The organism is Desulfogranum aggregans (assembly GCF_055398265.1).
On sequence record NZ_AP042447.1, the window covers coordinates 3,872,525 to 3,888,927 of the forward strand.

13 protein-coding genes and 1 riboswitch are annotated in these 16,403 nt (G+C 56.0%); of the genes, 4 read left to right on the forward strand and 9 right to left on the reverse strand.

From position 1 onward, the window contains the following. Positions 1-73 precede the first annotated feature (73 nt). Together ACZ52Z_RS17065 and ACZ52Z_RS17070 are read right to left on the reverse strand one after the other, a co-directional pair. On the reverse strand, positions 74-1,279 hold the full coding sequence (locus tag ACZ52Z_RS17065; protein ID WP_464270813.1) for a CaiB/BaiF CoA transferase family protein: 1,206 nt from the start codon (positions 1,277-1,279) through the stop codon (positions 74-76). Beyond that, entirely contained in the window at positions 1,270-2,217 is a 948-nt protein-coding gene (locus ACZ52Z_RS17070; RefSeq protein ID WP_464267979.1) for a hydroxymethylglutaryl-CoA lyase, read from the reverse strand. The genes ACZ52Z_RS17065 and ACZ52Z_RS17070 overlap by 10 nt, the downstream gene beginning before the upstream one ends. A gap of 435 nt (positions 2,218-2,652) precedes the next feature. Next, positions 2,653-2,879, forward strand: a riboswitch (cobalamin riboswitch). 175 nt (positions 2,880-3,054) lie between these two features. On the opposite strand from ACZ52Z_RS17070, the gene trpD reads away from it, so the two are divergent. The 3 genes from trpD to cobT are packed head-to-tail and all read left to right on the forward strand — an operon-like array spanning position 3,055 to position 6,486. Further along, entirely contained in the window at positions 3,055-4,161 is a 1,107-nt protein-coding gene (trpD, locus tag ACZ52Z_RS17075; protein ID WP_464267980.1) for an anthranilate phosphoribosyltransferase, read from the forward strand. Between the two features lie 4 nt (positions 4,162-4,165). Next, complete coding sequence (locus ACZ52Z_RS17080) at positions 4,166-4,393, forward strand: hypothetical protein (protein WP_464267981.1); 228 nt, start codon at positions 4,166-4,168, stop codon at positions 4,391-4,393. Further along, positions 4,390-6,486 (forward strand): nicotinate-nucleotide--dimethylbenzimidazole phosphoribosyltransferase, encoded by a 2,097-nt coding sequence (gene cobT / locus ACZ52Z_RS17085; protein WP_464267982.1) that lies wholly within the window; start codon positions 4,390-4,392, stop codon positions 6,484-6,486. Before ACZ52Z_RS17080 ends, cobT begins: the two co-directional genes overlap by 4 nt. 111 nt (positions 6,487-6,597) lie before the next feature. On the opposite strand, the gene ACZ52Z_RS17090 is transcribed toward cobT, so the two are convergent. The 7 genes from ACZ52Z_RS17090 to ACZ52Z_RS17120 form a co-directional block, all read right to left on the reverse strand. Then, positions 6,598-6,855: a hypothetical protein gene (locus ACZ52Z_RS17090; RefSeq protein ID WP_464267983.1), complete on the reverse strand. Its 258-nt coding sequence runs from the start codon at positions 6,853-6,855 to the stop codon at positions 6,598-6,600. 61 nt (positions 6,856-6,916) lie between these two features. Beyond that, entirely contained in the window at positions 6,917-8,368 is a 1,452-nt protein-coding gene (locus ACZ52Z_RS17095; RefSeq protein WP_464267984.1) for a Ni/Fe hydrogenase subunit alpha, read from the reverse strand. 15 nt (positions 8,369-8,383) lie between these two features. Further along, entirely contained in the window at positions 8,384-9,292 is a 909-nt protein-coding gene (locus ACZ52Z_RS17100; protein ID WP_464267985.1) for an NADH-quinone oxidoreductase subunit B family protein, read from the reverse strand. 11 nt (positions 9,293-9,303) lie between these two features. Continuing rightward, positions 9,304-9,720, reverse strand: coding sequence for a hydrogenase iron-sulfur subunit (locus ACZ52Z_RS17105; RefSeq protein ID WP_464267986.1), 417 nt, complete (start codon positions 9,718-9,720; stop codon positions 9,304-9,306). A 125-nt stretch (positions 9,721-9,845) separates the two neighbouring features. Next, entirely contained in the window at positions 9,846-12,881 is a 3,036-nt protein-coding gene (locus ACZ52Z_RS17110) for an FAD-dependent oxidoreductase (RefSeq protein ID WP_464270814.1), read from the reverse strand. A 58-nt stretch (positions 12,882-12,939) separates the two neighbouring features. Further along, entirely contained in the window at positions 12,940-14,424 is a 1,485-nt protein-coding gene (locus ACZ52Z_RS17115; RefSeq protein ID WP_464270815.1) for a heterodisulfide reductase-related iron-sulfur binding cluster, read from the reverse strand. 15 nt (positions 14,425-14,439) lie between these two features. Further along, on the reverse strand, positions 14,440-14,997 hold the full coding sequence (locus ACZ52Z_RS17120) for a hydrogenase maturation protease (protein WP_464267987.1): 558 nt from the start codon (positions 14,995-14,997) through the stop codon (positions 14,440-14,442). A 596-nt stretch (positions 14,998-15,593) separates the two neighbouring features. On the opposite strand from ACZ52Z_RS17120, the gene ACZ52Z_RS17125 reads away from it, so the two are divergent. Then, positions 15,594-16,271, forward strand: a complete 678-nt coding sequence (locus tag ACZ52Z_RS17125) for a TIGR01621 family pseudouridine synthase (RefSeq protein WP_464267988.1) — start codon at positions 15,594-15,596, stop codon at positions 16,269-16,271. The last annotated feature ends 132 nt before the right edge of the window (positions 16,272-16,403 follow it).

Consider the following 16,403-nt stretch of genomic DNA (forward strand, 5'->3'; position numbering starts at 1 on the left):
TTGCCCGCACCGGACACCTTTGACAGCAGCAGCGAAGTCCAGAGCAGCCGGGTTAACGGGAGCGCTAAAGCATTCAATCATCGACTTCAATAACATTGGTACTGATCAACTGCTCGATTTCCTCCTCAGGCAAGCCTAATGCGCGACAGACAGCCCGGGTACCGTTACCGACTGCCGGAGGCTGGCTGCGAAGAGGAAAACCTGCGCCGTTCATCTGCAGGGGGATGCGGGGCAGCATTGCCGTCTTGCCGTTGGGTGTCTGGACCGCAACAAGACCGTCTGTTTTTAGCAGGTGGGGGTCATTGACCAGGTCCATGGGTTGGTTCACCGGCGCGCAGGGTATCCTCGCCCTGTCTGCTGTCGCGAGGAGTTGCTCCTCAGTAAACCCGGCAAATCGTTCGGCCAAGGCCGGGAGTAGCCGTTCACGGGCGTTGATTCGATCCTGGTTGGAGGCAAGGCGGCGGTCGTTGGCCCAGTCCTGAAAGCCAAAGGCCGAACACATGCGCTGCCATTGTTGTTCCGAGGTGATGCCGACAAAAACTTGTCTGTTGTCCGCGGTGGTGAACAGGTCGTATATTGCCCATGCCCGGCCCCTCTCCGGCATCGGCGGGGGCGGCGTTCCGGAGATGGCGGCTACGCCTATGTGCTGGCTGACCAGAAAGGCGACTGATTCAAAAAGGGTAGACTGGACGTGTTTCCCCTTGCCGGTTGTTGTGCGTTCATGCAGGGCTGTCAGGATGCCGATAACGCCAAAACTCCCGGCAAAGATATCGGTTATTGAGCTTCCAGCCCGCAGCGGTTGGCCTGTCGGGCCGGTCATATAGGCCAGGCCGCCCATCATCTGTACCACTTCATCCAGGGCGGGACGATGAGCGTAGGGGCCCGGCATGAACCCTTTCAGGGAACAGTAAATGAGGCCCTGATTGCGCTTGCTGCAGGAAGGGTAATCCAGGCCGAGACGCTCCATGGTGCCGGGGGCATAGTTCTCGATCAGGATATCTGCGGTTGCGACAAGGTCAAGGAAGAGGTTTCTGCCTGCAGAAGCTTTCAGATCCAAAGACAGGCTTTGTTTATTGCGGTTGAAGCAGGGGAAGAACGCTGAACCGAATCCGCCGAGTGAACGGGTGGGGTCGCCATCGCCGATGGGCTCGACCTTGTAGACCTCTGCACCTAGGTCTGCCAGGATCATGCCGCAGGTCGGGCCCATGACCGTATGGCCCAGCTCAAGCACCCGTATTCCGGTCAACGGCAGGTTGCGATCTGAAGTGGTCACGTTGATGGCCTTGCGGGGGAAGAGAGGGTCGGGTAGAGACCGGCTGTTCCGTCGGGGAGGGATTTAAGCAGCGGGCAGAGGTGGCCGTGGAGTTTGCGTCCCAGGTGCTGCTCATAGGCCGTGACCGCTTGGCAGAGCTTTTTCAGGTCGATACCGGTAGCAACCCCCAATGAGGCAAAGAGGTAGGCTGCATCTTCAGTGGGGATGTTGCCGCCGACTCCATCAACAAAGGGGCAGCCGCCGAGGCCGCCGACGCTGGTGTCGAATAGGCGAACACCCGCCTCGTATCCGGCAAGCATATTGGCGATACCGAGCCCTCTCGTGTCGTGCAGGTGCAGAGAAAGGGTAGGCTCCGGCAGTTCTTTGTTCACCTGGTGGATCATTTTTTTTACCTGGTAGGGAGTGGCCATTCCGGGGGTGTCGGCCAGGTTGACTTCTCGGGCTCCCGCAGCCACCATGCCTTCAAGGGCCTGCACAATGCGAGCGGTTGGAACCGCGCCTTCTTCGATGCAGCCAAAGGCACACTGCACTCCAGCGCGAACGGTGATGCCGGCGGCAGTCGCTCGGCGTATGAGGGGGAGGATTTCCTGTAAAGCGGCAGTATGCGATTTGCCGACGTTTTTGGCGCTGTGGGCATTGCTTGCTGAGACGGAGACGGTGAGGTGGGTGAGCCCGCAATCCATGGCCCTGTCTAAACCGAGAGTGTTGAGGACCAAGGCGGTGGTGGTGACCCTCTCTCTGTTTCTGGCGAACCGAACAAGGGCATCGGTATCCGCCATTTGAGGAACGAGCCTGGGGTTGACAAAGGAACCGAGTTGAATGCGCTGCAGCCCAGCATCGGCGAGAAGGTGAAAAAGGTGCGCTTTTTCTTCTACAGGGAGAACTTGGGGCTCAAGCTGTAAACCATCTCTGAGGGACTCGTCCTCAAGTAATACGTTGTTCATTTCATGCTGCTGCTCGGTGATTGGACGGTTGGGAAAACAGAGGGAAAGCCCGGCCTGCGCCAGTGAGTAAAAGGGAGTCACCGGTCGGCCCAAGGAAAAAGATAGCAGGTTACGACGAGAACTGCAGCGAAAAACGGCGCTGAGGGGAATCGTTAGTCCCACGGCATCGCCTTGCACCTGTGCTGTTCTTGCCCCTTCCCTTACTGATCAACGGTTTTCGGCAACTGAATTGTTGCAAGCGCTCAATTGACAACCGGGATGAGAATAATTATTATAAAAGTGTCTTCATCTCTCCTTCATTGAAGACAGCACCCTGACCGTCCTCTCGCCCAGCACCCCAGGTCAGGGTGCTTCCCTTTGGGAGCTTGACGCTCCTCTCCCGGCAACCAGCACCTGTAGAGATTCTTATAGCCATTGAAAAAACAAGAGGTTCTTGTATATTGCAATGGTTCAGGTGCATACATGGTATGGTAAAAGGAAAGGCGGTGAGAATCCGTCACAAGCCAGTCATTGCTGTATTCGAAGTCCATAGCGAATGTTGCCCGCGCAATACGGGAAGCATCCCCCTGTTGGGGAGTCACTGGAAGTAGATATTTCCGGGAAGGCCGTCGCTGTTGGCATCCTTCGTAAGTCAGAAAGCCTGCCTGAGCCAGAGGGTTGTCACGACCTAGTTCCACAGCCACCGCTGGATACCTGTGTTGTCATTTCTCTAAAAAAATAAAATGGAGTATTCCGCCCGCTTTGCCGCAGGACGTACGCCAAAGGTGCGTCGGTGCGTCGTTTGCAGTGTGGGAGGTAAAAGACCGGCGCAGCTGGATAACCACAGGGAAACAGTATATGGATAGGATAAAAAATAGAGCCTTCGGGCAGGTGATAACCCGGTTGGTCCACGGTGAAGACCTCAGTGGAGAGGAGGCCTATGCCGCCTTCTGTCAGGTGGTCAATAATGAGGTGACGGAGATGCAGCAAGGGGCCTTTCTTGCTGCACTTACCGGAAAGGGGGAGACGGCCGACGAAGTCGCCGGCGGCTGGCAGGCCATCTATGAACTGGACACGACCAAGGTAACCCTCACCACCGAAGGGCCGGTGGTGGATAACTGCGGCACCGGCATGGATACCTACAAGACCTTTAACATCAGTACCGCTGCCTCGCTTGTCGCGGCTGCCGGGGGGGTACGGGTGGCCCGTCACGGGGCCAGAGGGATTACCTCATCCTGCGGGACGGTGGACATTGTTGAGGCTTTGGGCGTCGATGTTGAGTGCGATGTTGCCTATGTGGCTGACGCCATAGATAAAGTGGGGGTGGGGCTGTTTAACGGAATGAGCCCAAAGGTCCATCCACTGGCATTGGGAAGGATCCTTAGTCAGATATATTTCGGCTCTCCGCTCAATATTGCCGCCTCGCTGGCGAATCCCGCGTTGCCGAAAATGGCAGTGCGGGGTGTGTATGCCAAGGAGCTGATCCTGCCGGTTGCACGAGTGATGCGCTCCATCGGCTACACCAGGGCAACGGTAGTCTACGGAGCCATTGAGGGCAGCAGGAAAGGGATGGACGAAGCTTCGGTGTGCGGCCCTACTTTTGGGGCCCGGCTCGTCGATGGCGTGATTACGGAGTTTTCCTGCACCCCCGAAGAGTGCGGGCTACAGCAACACCCGCCACAGGCGCTTGCCGCAGATGGCAGCCTGGAGGATGCGGCACAGGGAATGGTGACCCTGCTTCGGGGGCAGGGCAATCGGGCCCGTAGGGACGCGGTGCTGCTTAACAGCGGTTTCCTGTTTGAGCTTACCGGCAAGGCGTCTTCCATTCGGGAAGGGGTGGCAATGGCTGAGCAATGTATGGTGAATGGGGGGCCGGTAGAGGTGCTGACCCGCTGGGTTGCTGTCCAGAATCGTGACCCTGAGAAAGGTTTGGCGACCCTCAATAAGCTGTTGGAGAGGGGGTAGTGCCATGGAACAGCTTTTGTTGATCAAGGAGGGCGCCGACTATTTCCGCTTTTCCGGGGATGGATATGTCCGTTGCAGTCTGCAGAAGGCCAGTGTGTATCCCATGCAGCAGTTGGCGCAGGTGAAAGCATTGCACAGCCAGCTCCTGGATGAAGGATGCGCTGGGGCGCGCATCATGCTTTTATCCCTTACCGAGCAACCTTTTATCCAATCAAAGGGGGAGGACGTATGAAGCTCGCTCTCCATGGTCCAGGTCAAATGGTTCTGGAAACAAGCTCGACAGCCCCGGCGCCAGGGCAGGATGACAGCGTCCTTCTTCGTGTCTGCTACTGTGCCATATGCCGCACCGATGCGAAAATGTGGCACCAGGGACACCGTGATCTGGTCCTCCCCAGGGTGCCTGGCCATGAAGTGGTCGCTGTGGAGGAAGCAACCGGCGCGTGGTACACCCTGTGGCCCGGGCAGAGCTGCGGCCACTGTTGGTATTGTGCCAACAATCGGGAAAATCTCTGCGATTCCATGCAGATTATCGGCTTTCACAGTGACGGCGGCTTTGCTGATACGGTCGAAGTGCCTCGGGCAAGCCTGGTCCCAATACCGGAGGCATCAGTACCCTATGTGTATTGTTTTGCCGAACCCGTTGCCTGTATTGTCAATGGATTTTCCGGGCTGTCCATTGGGCAGGGAACACGGCTGATTATCTACGGGGGAGGAGTGCTGGGCCTCCTGGCGGCGCTGGCAGCCCGCGCCTTGGGTGCAGAACCGGTGGTGGTGGAACAGAGCGCGGAAAAGATTGACCGCGCCACCCCGTTTATCGAGGCAAGCGGGGTCGTGGTCTGCAAAGAGACCGTTGCAGGTGATTTTGATTGCGCCATCAATGCCTGCGACAGTCCGGCGGCATTCAGCCAATGCCTGACCAAACTGAGAAAAGGAGGACAGTTCGCCTATTTTTCAGGGGTCCAGAAGGATGCCGAAGTCGACTGCAGCCTTCTCAATCTGATCCATTATCGTGAACTTTCCGTGGTCGGCTCCTACGGGCCACGGCGTGAGCATGTTGTAGAAGCAGCTGCTTTCTGCCGCGACCATCGGGAGCTGTTGGATTTGCTGGTGGAGGCGATTGTTGCGCCGGACGCCGTTCCAGCACTGATGCCTACCATATTCCGTGGACAGGCCTTTAAATATATTATCGATTTCACCGGGACGGGAACACGTCCCATACAATCCAAACCCCATACCCGGCCACAGGGTGTTCATTCCGGGGCAGTGGTCCCGGAGCGGTTGATGCGCCTGGTAGCTGGAGTCCAACCGGTTGCCCATCATCTGCGGCCCGCTGCCCAGAAAAAGATTGACCTGAAGACCAAACCGCTTGGCGCCCTGGGAAGAGTAGAGCCTCTCGCTGTTTCGTTGAGTGTAATGCAGAACACTCTTTCCCCGCGCATCGGGCGTCGGAGGATGTTTGTTTTTGCCGGCGATCATGGGGTGGTGGAGGAGGGGGTCTCTGCCTATCCGGGTAAGGTAACGGTACAGATGGTGGAAAACTTTCTGGCTGGCGGTGCGGCGATTAATGTGTTTTGTGGGTTGTATGGAATTGAACTGAGAATTGTTGATATGGGGGTAAAGGGAAATTTTGCTCCTCACCCTCTGCTGATCGAGAAAAAGGTCGCTCCAGGGACCCGTAACTTTGCACTTGGCCCGGCGATGAGCAGGGAGCAGGCCATCCGTGCGATTGAGAACGGAGCCCAGGTGATAGCCAGTGGCAGTGCTGCAGGCCAGGAAATCATCGGCCTGGGTGAGATGGGCATAGGCAATACCACTGCCGCCACCGCTGTGATCAGCGCCATAACCGGAAAAAGCCCCAGTGAACTCGCCGGGAGAGGTACTGGCATTGATAATGAAGGCTTACGGCGAAAAATCGAGGTCCTTGACAGGGCGCTTGCCTATCACCGTCCTGACCCGCAGGACGCGGTGGATATCCTAACCAGGATCGGTGGATTTGAGCTGGGAGGCATCTGCGGGGCTGTACTTGCGGCTGCCGGCCAAGGTACGTGTGTGGTGCTGGACGGGATCATTTCTACCGCTGCAGGACTGCTCGCTTACCTGCTCTGTCCGCAGGTGAAAGGATATTTGGTGTCCGGGCACAGGTCGGTGGAGACCGGTCAGCAGGCTGCACTGGATTTCATGGGCCTTGAGCCGGTGCTGGATATGGGGATGCGTCTGGGCGAGGGGACCGGAGCAGCCATGACTATTCAGGTGGCGGAACTGGCAGCCCGGGTGATGTGCGATATGGCCTCATTTGCTGAGGCCGGAGTGGACACGCAATGCTGAGAGGCCTTCCTTCTGGCTCACCCCTGTCTGGAGAAAAGGGAACAAAGGCACAGCGTTTTTATTGGCTGTGCCTTTGGGAATCGGGCGTCGAATTGCGGGGCGGCACCGGGCTTACTCGGCCTGAGCCTGCGCCTGGCGAACCGTCTTTTTGTATTCCTCGGTTTCGGTGAATTTTTCCTGCTCGATTTCCTCAATCTCTTCCCTGCTGAGGTGAATCTGACCACAGGCAGGACAGTTTACCTCAAATTCGGCATCAGCAGCCACGGCCACGAGTTCATCCACCGTCATGTGACCAACATCTCCGCAGGCCGTGTCCGGAGCGGTGGCCCGAACCACTCGGCGCTGCCTCTTTCCTTGTTTTTCGCTCATCTGGCATCTCCTTTATCATGTCGTTCAAGAACGGAACGGGGCTGCTTTGCAGCCCCGCTGTTTATTCCATGTTGGTCAGGTTTGCCACTTCTTCGCCATTGGCGTCAACGATCTTGACAGATACCGGTGTACCACCATCCAGGTGGTGTGTCGCGCACGAAATTCACGGGTCGTAGGCGCGCACCGCCATCTCCACCTTGTTGAGCAGGCCCTGATCGTACACCCCCTCTTTGATGAGCGAGGATGCCGCCTGTTTGACGCTCATGTTCATGGGGGCGACATTATGAGTGGTACCAACGATCATGTTTGCTTTGACTATACACCCATTTTCGTCGGTCTGGTAGTCGTGAATAAGGGTGCCGCGTGGCGCTTCCACGAAACCAACTCCGCGCCCAGCGCCCGGTTCAGCCTTGGCCCGGACATTGGTGTCGGTAATGGCGGGATTTTCCAGCAGCTCCAATGACCGCTCACAGGCGTAGATCAGTTCGATCAGGCGAGCATAATGGTAGAGCAGGGTATACTGGGGGTAGCGGCCGAATGTAGTTCGGAACTCCTCCAGGGCTTCCTGGGCCTTGGGAGTGGCGATATGGTCGCAGACATTCAGTCTGGCCAGGGTGTTGGCCCGGTAAATGCCTTTGGGCTGGTCAAGGTCCATGGAGAATCCTTCTTCCCAGGTCTTGGCATAAGGCATCTTGGCGTAGGACCACGGTTCGACGTGCTCGCCGATGTAGTCGGTGTAGTCTGCCGCCGCAAATTCGGTATATTCGCCGCTGGCCTTCATCAGACGAAGCTTACCGTCATAGATGTTGAGGCCGCCGTTCTCATCTACCGTACCGAGAAACCCGGTGTTGATTACACCCAGCTGCTGGATGGCGTCGGTGTATTTGCTGAAAACGTTATCCTTTGCAAAATCAAGGGCATAGCAGGCAAAATCAAGCAGAGTGCGACAGTCGCGCAACAACTCCTGACGCTCGCTTTCCTGCATCGGCTTGGCAAAACCGCCGGTGACCGCAGCAATGGGATGAATAGCCTTGCCGGCGAATTTGTCGATCATCATCTGGCCCAGCTGGCGCATCTTCACCACCTGGGTGGCCAGTTCCGGCGCCTGCTTGACAATACCGATGACGTTGCGCACTGAGTAGTCACTGTCCGGCCCGATGACAAAGTCCGGGGCAGCAAGAAAGAAAAAGTGAAGAATTTTGTCGTTGATGTGGGCCATGGCCTGGCACAGCTCCCGCAGCATATGGCCGGTGGGAGAAGGGGTGACGCCAAAGCAGCCGTCTACCGCCTTGATGGAGGCCAGGTGGTGCATCCAGGGGCAAATGCCGCAGATGCGATTGACGATACGGGGAACCTCCTCCGCCGGTCTCCCCTGGATAAATTTTTCAAATCCCCTCAGCGACATCAGATGCATTTTCGCATCATGGACGTTGCCCTGGTCATCCAGCTCGATGGCAATTGAGGCATGCCCCTCGATCCTGGTAACCGGTTGTATATTGATTACTTTTCCCATAGTCGTGGTACCTGTTTATCTTAGCTTGTTATGTGCACCGGAGAACCGAAGCAGGTTTTTGCGGTCAACAACAGAGGTGAAATCAATGCCGTTGCTGGCCAGGGCGTTCATCATGTCCAGCATCTGGTTGCCCTCATTGCGTACCGGGCCGAAGCAGCCCCGGCAGGGAACGCGGGCGCTGATACAGCTTGGCGCCCCACGCTTAGCGCATCCGGCCGCAGTGACCGGCCCCATGCACATGAATCCCTGTTCAAGCAGGCAGCGCATCTCGTCGATGCCTTTTTCCGGATCATAATCCGCATTGGTGAGAAAGCGTTTTACATCCTTGATATCGCCCTTGCCTTTGCGCACGGTCGGGCAGGTATCGCAGACACTCTTGGTCGGGAGTTTTACCTCTTTTCCTTCCAACAGCGCGGTGATGGCACCGGCAATATGCTCCGGGTTGGGCGGGCATCCAGGCACCAGCAGGTCAATGTCAACCAGCTCATCCAGGGCATAGACACGGTCCAGCGGGCGGGGTACGCCTTGGCTGGGAATTTCGGCGTCTTTGTCGGTGCTGGCCGTTGAGAAGGCTTCCTCATAGGCAGCCTTTGTTCCCCAGCTGTTAATCAGGGCCGGAAGGCCACCGTGGGTGGCGCAGGTGCCGAGGGCGATGAGAATTTTGCACTTGCGGCGCATCTCCTCGAGTACTTCCTTGTGCTCTTCGTTGGCCACACCGCCGGAGACAATGCCCACATCTGCCTCTGGGATCTCCAGGTGTTCTCCGTCGCCGAGCTGGCCGAAGTACTTGTTATCCATCAGGACCGGAATATGGACGAATTCAAGTGCGGAAAGCAACTCTACCAGAGGCTCGCCAATATTGAGAATGGCAATTTCGCATCCGGAACACGAGTTGAGCCATTCTTCTGCTACACGTACAGCCATTGCCTGCCTCCTTAGTTTGCGATTTCCGTTGGTTTGATTGGCCCCATCCCGGCCACCCGGGCAGTGACCTCTTTGACAGCTGCCACGAATTTATCCGGTTCAGCAGAGGATACCCAGCTGATCTGAAAACGTCCGGGATCGATATTGTAGTCTTCAAGCAGGGTGCTGATCATCTCAGAGCGGGTCATTGCTTTATAATTACCATCCAGGTAATGACATTCACCGAGGTGTCAGCCAAGGACCATGACCCCGTCTGCACCGAGTTCAAAGGCTTCAAGTATTGTTTCCGGGTGAACCATGCCGGAACACATGACACGGACGATACGCACATTGGAGGGATACTCCATGCGCGAGATACCCGCCAGGTCTGCTGCGGCATAAGAGCACCAGTTGCAGCAAAACGCGATAATTTTCGGCTCAAAACTCATAATTAGCTCCTATTCATTGTCATGGATGGGGCAAGCTGGTGCAGCCTTCGGTCTCACAACCCTCCAGCGGCGGATCTTGCCCCTGCATCCACTGTTCGTTGCAGGTCAATGCATCTGAAGATGCCTTAGACCGCCAATGCTGCCACAACCTGCTTGCGAATCTGCTCAAGGGTAAAGCCTGCGACATCGATCCCCCGTTTGGGACAGGTGCCCTGACACAGCCCGCATCCTTTGCATTTTGCCTTGTTGACTGCCACCCGCTTACTCACGCTTCCATCGGGAGCGGTTGTCTCGGTCAGGCTGATGGCATGAAAAGGGCAGACATCGATGCACAGTGCACATCCATCGCAGTTTTCTTCCACCACCACTGCCTTGATCGCTTCAAGGTTGATGGACTGTTTGGAAAGCACGGTTGCCGCTCGGGAAGCAGCTGCCATGGCTTGGGCAATGGATTCCTCTATAGGCTTGGGATAATGGGCGAGGCCCGCCACAAAGAGTCCTTCGGTGGAAAAATCCACCGGACGCAGTTTGGCGTGGGCTTCCTGAAAGAATCCGTCGCTGTCAACCGGCAGCTTGAACAGGGTGCCTATTTTTCCAGCGTCGGGATTGGCCAGGATGGCTTCCGCAAGGACCACGGCATCTGCCTGAATGGATACAGATCGATGCAGGACATGGTCCATCACCTTGACCCGCAATCCCTTCTCCTTATCCCTGGTGACCTCCGGCATGCCATGGAGTTCATAGTTGATGAAGATGACGCCCATCTTGCGAGCCTGCTTGTAGAGCGTCTCCCGCTCACCATAGGAACGGATATCGCGATAGAGGATATAGACGTCTCGGGCCGGATCCTCACGCTTGAGCTTGATGGCAGTGGCAATGGAGTGGGTGCAGCAGACCTTGGAACAGTAAAGCCGATCGGTCTGCCGGGAGCCGACGCACTGAATGAAGACCACCGACTTGGCGGCCCTGGTGTTCTTGTCTCCTGCACGTCTGGCTACATCAAACTCAATGCCGGTGTACACGCCTTTGAGTTTTCCGTAACCGTATTCCCCTACAGGCCGGTAGCGCTTGCCGCCGGTGGCGATGACGCCGGCACCGTGCTCAATGGAAACGGTTGCTCCGTCTTTTGCCTGGAGAGTGGAGGTGAAGTTCCCGATAAACCCCTCTACGCCGGTAACCTCGGATTCCATGTGCAGGGTGATGTTGGAGTGACCAGTGATTCGATCGGTCAGCTTGGCGAGCTGGGGCTGGATATCCTCCCCCTGCCAGGTATGATCGAGCCTTCGGGCAAATCCGCACAGTTGATCGGTTTTTTCCACCAGGTGAACCGGGTAGCCCTGATCGGCCAGGTTGAGGGCGGCGGTCATGCCGGCAAGGCCGCCGCCGATGACCAGCGCGCTCTGATTGACATTTACCGAAAGTTGGTAGAGCGGCGTCTGCGGGAGGACCTTGGCCACAGCCATGCGTATGAGGTCTTTGGCTTTTTGGGTCGCCAACTCCGGCTCGGCCGCATGAACCCAGGAGTTCTGGTTGCGAATATTGGCCATCTCAAACAGGTACTCGTTAATTCCCGCCTCTTTCAGGGTTTCTCGAAAGAGAGGCTCATGGGTGCGGGGGGTACAGGCAGCAACCACGATCCGGTTGAGCCCTTTTTCCCGTATCCGTGCAGCCATCTGGTCCTGCGTATCCTGAGAGCAGGAGAACAGGTTGCGCTCCACATAGGTTACCCCGGGAAGGGTTGCGGCATAGTCGGCCACCGCCTCCACGTCAACCACCCCGGCAATATTTGAGCCACAGTGGCAGACAAAGACACCCACCGCCGGGTCTTCACCACTGACGTCACGCTCCTGGGGAAAGGTCTGCTCGCGGGTGAGCTTTCCCCTGGCGTCGCTGAGGAGCTGGGCTGCTCCGGCTGCGGCTGCCGATCCTTCCATGACCGACTGAGGGATATCCTTGGGGCCGGCAAAGGTGCCGCAAGTGAAAATACCCGGTTTAGAGGTCAGCACGGGCAGGAAATTGGAGGTCTGGGCAAAGTTGCCGCCTGTCATGGCGATACCCAGGTTGTTCGCCAGTTCTACTACCGGTTTCGGGGTTTCCAGGCCTACCGAGAGCACGACCATGTCGTAGAACTCTTCGATCTGCCTTCCGTCCTCATTGATGTAGTGCACGCGCAGGTCGCCGGCTGCATTGACCGGTTCCACGCCATGGACGCGGCTGCGGATAAACCGAACCCCTGCATCCTGCTTGGCCTTTTCGTAGTAGCGGTCAAAATCTTTGCCATGGGTCCGCATGTCCATAAAAAAGATGGTAGTCTCCAGGCCCGGGGCATGATCCTTGGCAATCACCGCCTCTTTGATGGCATACATGCAGCACACCGAAGAGCAGTAGCCGTTACCGCATTTGTTTTCGTCACGACTGCCGATGCATTGCAGAAAGGCTACCTTGCGTGCCGGCTTGCCGTCAGAAGGACGCAGCAGGTGCCCCTCGGTGGGGCCGGTAGCCGAACAGTATCGTTCCAGCTGCATGGTGGTGACCACATTGGGGTATTTGCCATATCCCCAGATACCGGCTTTCTGCGGGTCAAAGGTCTGGAAGCCGGGTGCCATAATGATGGAACCTACCTGGATTTCGTGGATTTTTTCCTGGTCCTCGAAATTGATCGCATCCGCCGGGCAAACCTTGGCACAGGCGCCGCAGCGTCCGGGTTTGTTAAGGTAGATGCAGTTTTCCGGGTCTATCTGGTATTTGAGCGGCACTGCCTGGGAGTACTTCACGTAAATCGCTTTGCGTTTACCGGTCCCGGCGTTGTATTCATCGGTTACCTTTTTCGGACATTTTGCCGCACATTCCCCGCAGGCAATGCATTTATCCATGTCCACATAGCGGGGGGATTCCTTGATAGTAACAGAAAAATTCCCTTCGCTGCCTTCTACGTCCATGACCTCGCTTAAGGTCATGAGGTGTATATTCAAGTGCCGACCGCACTCAACCAATTTTGGCGCGACAATTCACATCGCGCAGTCGTTGGTGGGGAAGGTCTTGTCCAGCTGAGCCATGGCACCTCCGATAGCCCCGCTGTTTTCAACGAGATAAACGAAGTACCCGGAGTTGGCAAGGTCGAGGGCCGACTGCATGCCCGCGACGCCACCACCAACAACCATGACTGATCCTATTGTTTGTTTTTGAGACACCGTGTGATCCTCCCTTGTACCTTCCGTGTTATTCAACTGTTTCCTGTTCAGCATGTACGTTCTGATCTGGTAAAACCAGTGAGTCGGCAACCAGTTCCCACAGGTATTTGACCTCGATCCCGAGATCAAACTCCTTGTTGAGCGATTTCATCAGCTGGTCTCTACAGTTATGGCAGGGCGCAATAACCAGCTCTGCCCCGGTATCTTCAATCTGGCGGGCCTTGATCCTGCCGTAGAAGATTCGCTCAGCGGAATAGGGCAAAGCCCATGCCCCGCCACCGGCACCGCAACAGTAGTTGAACTCTCGATTGGGCTCCATGTCGGCAAAGTCAGCACAACAGGTCTGGGTGATGATGCGGCCTTCCTCGTAGTATCCATGGCCAAAGGCCTTCTCTGATTTCCTGCCATAATTGCAGGGATCATGGTAGGTGGCCTTCAGGGTATGGAACTCCTGGCTCAGGGTGATCTTTCCGGTATTGATGTATTCGAGCATGAGATCGAATACGGAATAGATGGTGATTTTTTCCAGTATTTCAGGAAACCATTTTTGCAACCCGGACCGGGTCGCGAAATATGCGTGGCCTCATTCAGGCAGGAGCAAAGCTTCGCAGCCGAGTCGCTCCAGATTGTCCACGATTCTACCGACAATGATCTTCTGCGATGCATCGTCCCCTGAGAATAACCCCCAGTTGACCCCCTCCCAGTTTTCGCTGGCAACTGTCCAGTCCTCACCTGCAGCGTGGAAAATTTTCCACCAGAACTTCATGTCGTCAGGCTCTGCAAAGGGTTCTTTGGAGTTTATGGTGACCAGAATTCGGGCACCACGCTTGTCAACCGGTACGGTGAACCCAGGGCAGCCCTCCTCTTGAAGTTCTTCTGCAAGGTCTTCAAGAAGAAACAGAAAATCGTCCTTGGGAATGCCCAAGTTGTTGCCTCTTTCCAGGCAGGTGGCGACTCCCTTGTGAATCGGTCCCGGCACGCGGTCCCGTTCCCGCAGGCCGCGCAAACGGCGCATGAGTGCAACGATCTCCACATTCATCGGGCAGGCATTTTCGCACTTGGCGCACATGGTGCATTTCCATGGCCATTCGGATTGAATGAGTTCTTCCTCCATGCCGAACATGGCCATGCGTACGATTTTTCTTGGATCCAGGTCATCGACGCCGGCGATGGGGCAGGCACTGGCGCAGGTTCCACAAGTGAGGCAGATGTCGGCCCACGAGGGATCGCTGTACAGGGTGTCGGTATGACGGTTGTTGAGTTCAATTACCTGGTTGCCGTTTTCGGTTGCCTGCAGGGTCTTGATCTCTTCGACCTCCAGGGCCATGTTGGCGTCAACCTTGGGGATTCGGCCAAACTTGTCGCAGAGTCGAACATACTCTGCAACGTCCATCATGTACCTGTCTCCCGGGCCTTCTTTGGCCGGGATGGTCCCTGTTCTGATCCAGTCGCGGATGGTGTTGCGTCGAACACCAAACTCATCCGCGAGGTCGTCAGCTTTGAATTCATACATCATAGTACTGTCACCTCATTGTTGAGTCGCAGACACAATGTCCATTATCAAGGTGCAGGCAGCCGGGACTGCCCGCTGTATATCAGGAGAAAGTCCTTCGCAGACCTCCTGTGCCGGTTCGCTAATCTGTGCGACAACGATGGAAACTCGCACATTGGTGAATTCCTGCAGCTCCTGCAGCATATTCACGGTGGGAAACTGATGAAGGGAAAAATCGTGAATCTTCTTTGCCGGGATATCCTCCGGAGCAATGGTGAATACCTCTCCAGGCCGACGGTCCTCGCGGTCAATGGAATCGACGATGATAATATGCTTGGGGCGTAATTCCTCGGCAAGGAGGTAGTCAAAAAGCTGGTCGCGTATGGAAGTGCCTGCGTCAATGGCTTCCACGGTTTGCGGGAGTATGCCGCGGCCAACCAGGGAGTCAATGACGGCAGGGCCGAAGCCGTCATCCCCCAGGTAGATATTACCGCATCCGAAAATGACTACCTCGGGAGTGGTTACTTCTTGTGCAGATGGAGCGATGGAAGCAGCGGTGTGCCTATTGTGTAAACTGTCTGTGAGAAGTGCCATTTTCCCTCCTCCTGGCCGGGATATGGATTGGTATGGAGAGTGAATAGAATCTCGTATAGTATGAACTTCAGAGGTCTGCAAGCGAATTTTGCGGCACTTTTCCCTGTGTTACATTTTGCACAATACGCTCAATTGAAATGCTGGTTTACGGAAAGGGTGACAACTATCGGTTCCGATTGAAGGTTTTTGGTCGTACCTTTCAGGGGGCCGGGTGACAGGAGATGCTGAAAAAAAAATGGGCTCAATGAGGGGAGAAAAAAAATAGATAAATCGAATTGATAGGTATGTGTAAGAAGTGTTGATGTTAGACGCAGCTAAGCTTTGCTGCCCGTCGACGAGGAGTATGTACCACGCTGTGAGAAGGAGTGTGCTGGTTGTCCAGTGGAGAAAAAGATGATATGGTCCATAGGGCCGTTTGTTGATCCTGAGTTGTTTGATGCATCAACGTTGTCTTCTGTAATAACAGATTGTTGGCTCGACTCAGGCTCTAAGCCGTCACAGATTCGGGCAAACGGTGGCGGATGGTGTTGCCCCAGGGCTTTGCCAGCTCTTCGGGTTCGATGGAAGGGGCAGCCTGGCCCCTTGGAGGAGTGTCTATGTTCCAGATCATAGCCGAAGAACCCGATTTTCTGGTTGTCTGTAAGCCGGCAGGGGTGCATTTTCATAGTCAAGATGGTCATCCGGGGCTGTTTGCGTCCTTGGAGCGGGCGAGAAAAGAGCAGTTGTATGCCGTGCATCGGCTTGACACGGTGACCTCCGGTTTGCTGCTGATTGCCAGATCTGCTAAAGCAGCGCGTACCCTGGGGGGCCTGTTTGCCGCACATATGGTGCAGAAGTACTATGTTGCGCTTGCCCTGGGGAAACCGAAGAAGAAGCAGGGCCGCATAATCGGTGACATGGCTAAGTCTCGTCGCAGCCAGTACAAGCTGCTCCGTTCCAGGAACGCGCCAGCCGTCACCCAGTTTTTTTCCTCTACCGTCATTCCCGGGATGCGGCTATATTTACTCAGGCCATTGAGCGGAAAAACCCATCAGTTGCGCGTTGCTATGTCCTCCCTGGGAACCCCGATCCTTGGGGATACCCTCTATGGAGGTAAAGCGGCGGACCGTTCCTACCTCCATGCCTGGCGGATCGAATTTTGTCATCATGGCAGAGAGTATGCCTTCACTTTCGATCCTGACCAAGGAGAGCTGTTCATGCTTCCGGAGGCTATCGCTCAGTTGGCGCAGTACTTTCCTCCTTCCTCTCTTCCCTGGCCCGGAAAAAAGACATGATGCGGCTGGTTGCTCATGCAAGGGGCCCGGGTAAGGAGCGCATGACAATGGCCTGGCCAAGGACGACCCCGAAGAGCGGTCGACCAAAGGTGACGATTGGGGCCACGCTTTTTACAGTAGCGGTTTGCCATG

What these genes read in the sequence shown, in the direction of transcription:
- ACZ52Z_RS17070 (WP_464267979.1), bottom strand. Translation starts at nt 2,217, where the DNA reads ATGAACAACGTATTACTTGAGGACGAGTCCCTCAGAGATGGTTTACAG.
- trpD (WP_464267980.1), top strand. Translation starts at nt 3,055, where the DNA reads ATGGATAGGATAAAAAATAGAGCCTTCGGGCAGGTGATAACCCGGTTG.
- ACZ52Z_RS17080 (WP_464267981.1), top strand. Translation starts at nt 4,166, where the DNA reads ATGGAACAGCTTTTGTTGATCAAGGAGGGCGCCGACTATTTCCGCTTT.
- cobT (WP_464267982.1), top strand. Translation starts at nt 4,390, where the DNA reads ATGAAGCTCGCTCTCCATGGTCCAGGTCAAATGGTTCTGGAAACAAGC.
- ACZ52Z_RS17090 (WP_464267983.1), bottom strand. Translation starts at nt 6,855, where the DNA reads ATGAGCGAAAAACAAGGAAAGAGGCAGCGCCGAGTGGTTCGGGCCACC.
- ACZ52Z_RS17100 (WP_464267985.1), bottom strand. Translation starts at nt 9,292, where the DNA reads ATGGCTGTACGTGTAGCAGAAGAATGGCTCAACTCGTGTTCCGGATGC.
- ACZ52Z_RS17120 (WP_464267987.1), bottom strand. Translation starts at nt 14,997, where the DNA reads ATGGCACTTCTCACAGACAGTTTACACAATAGGCACACCGCTGCTTCC.
- ACZ52Z_RS17125 (WP_464267988.1), top strand. Translation starts at nt 15,594, where the DNA reads ATGTTCCAGATCATAGCCGAAGAACCCGATTTTCTGGTTGTCTGTAAG.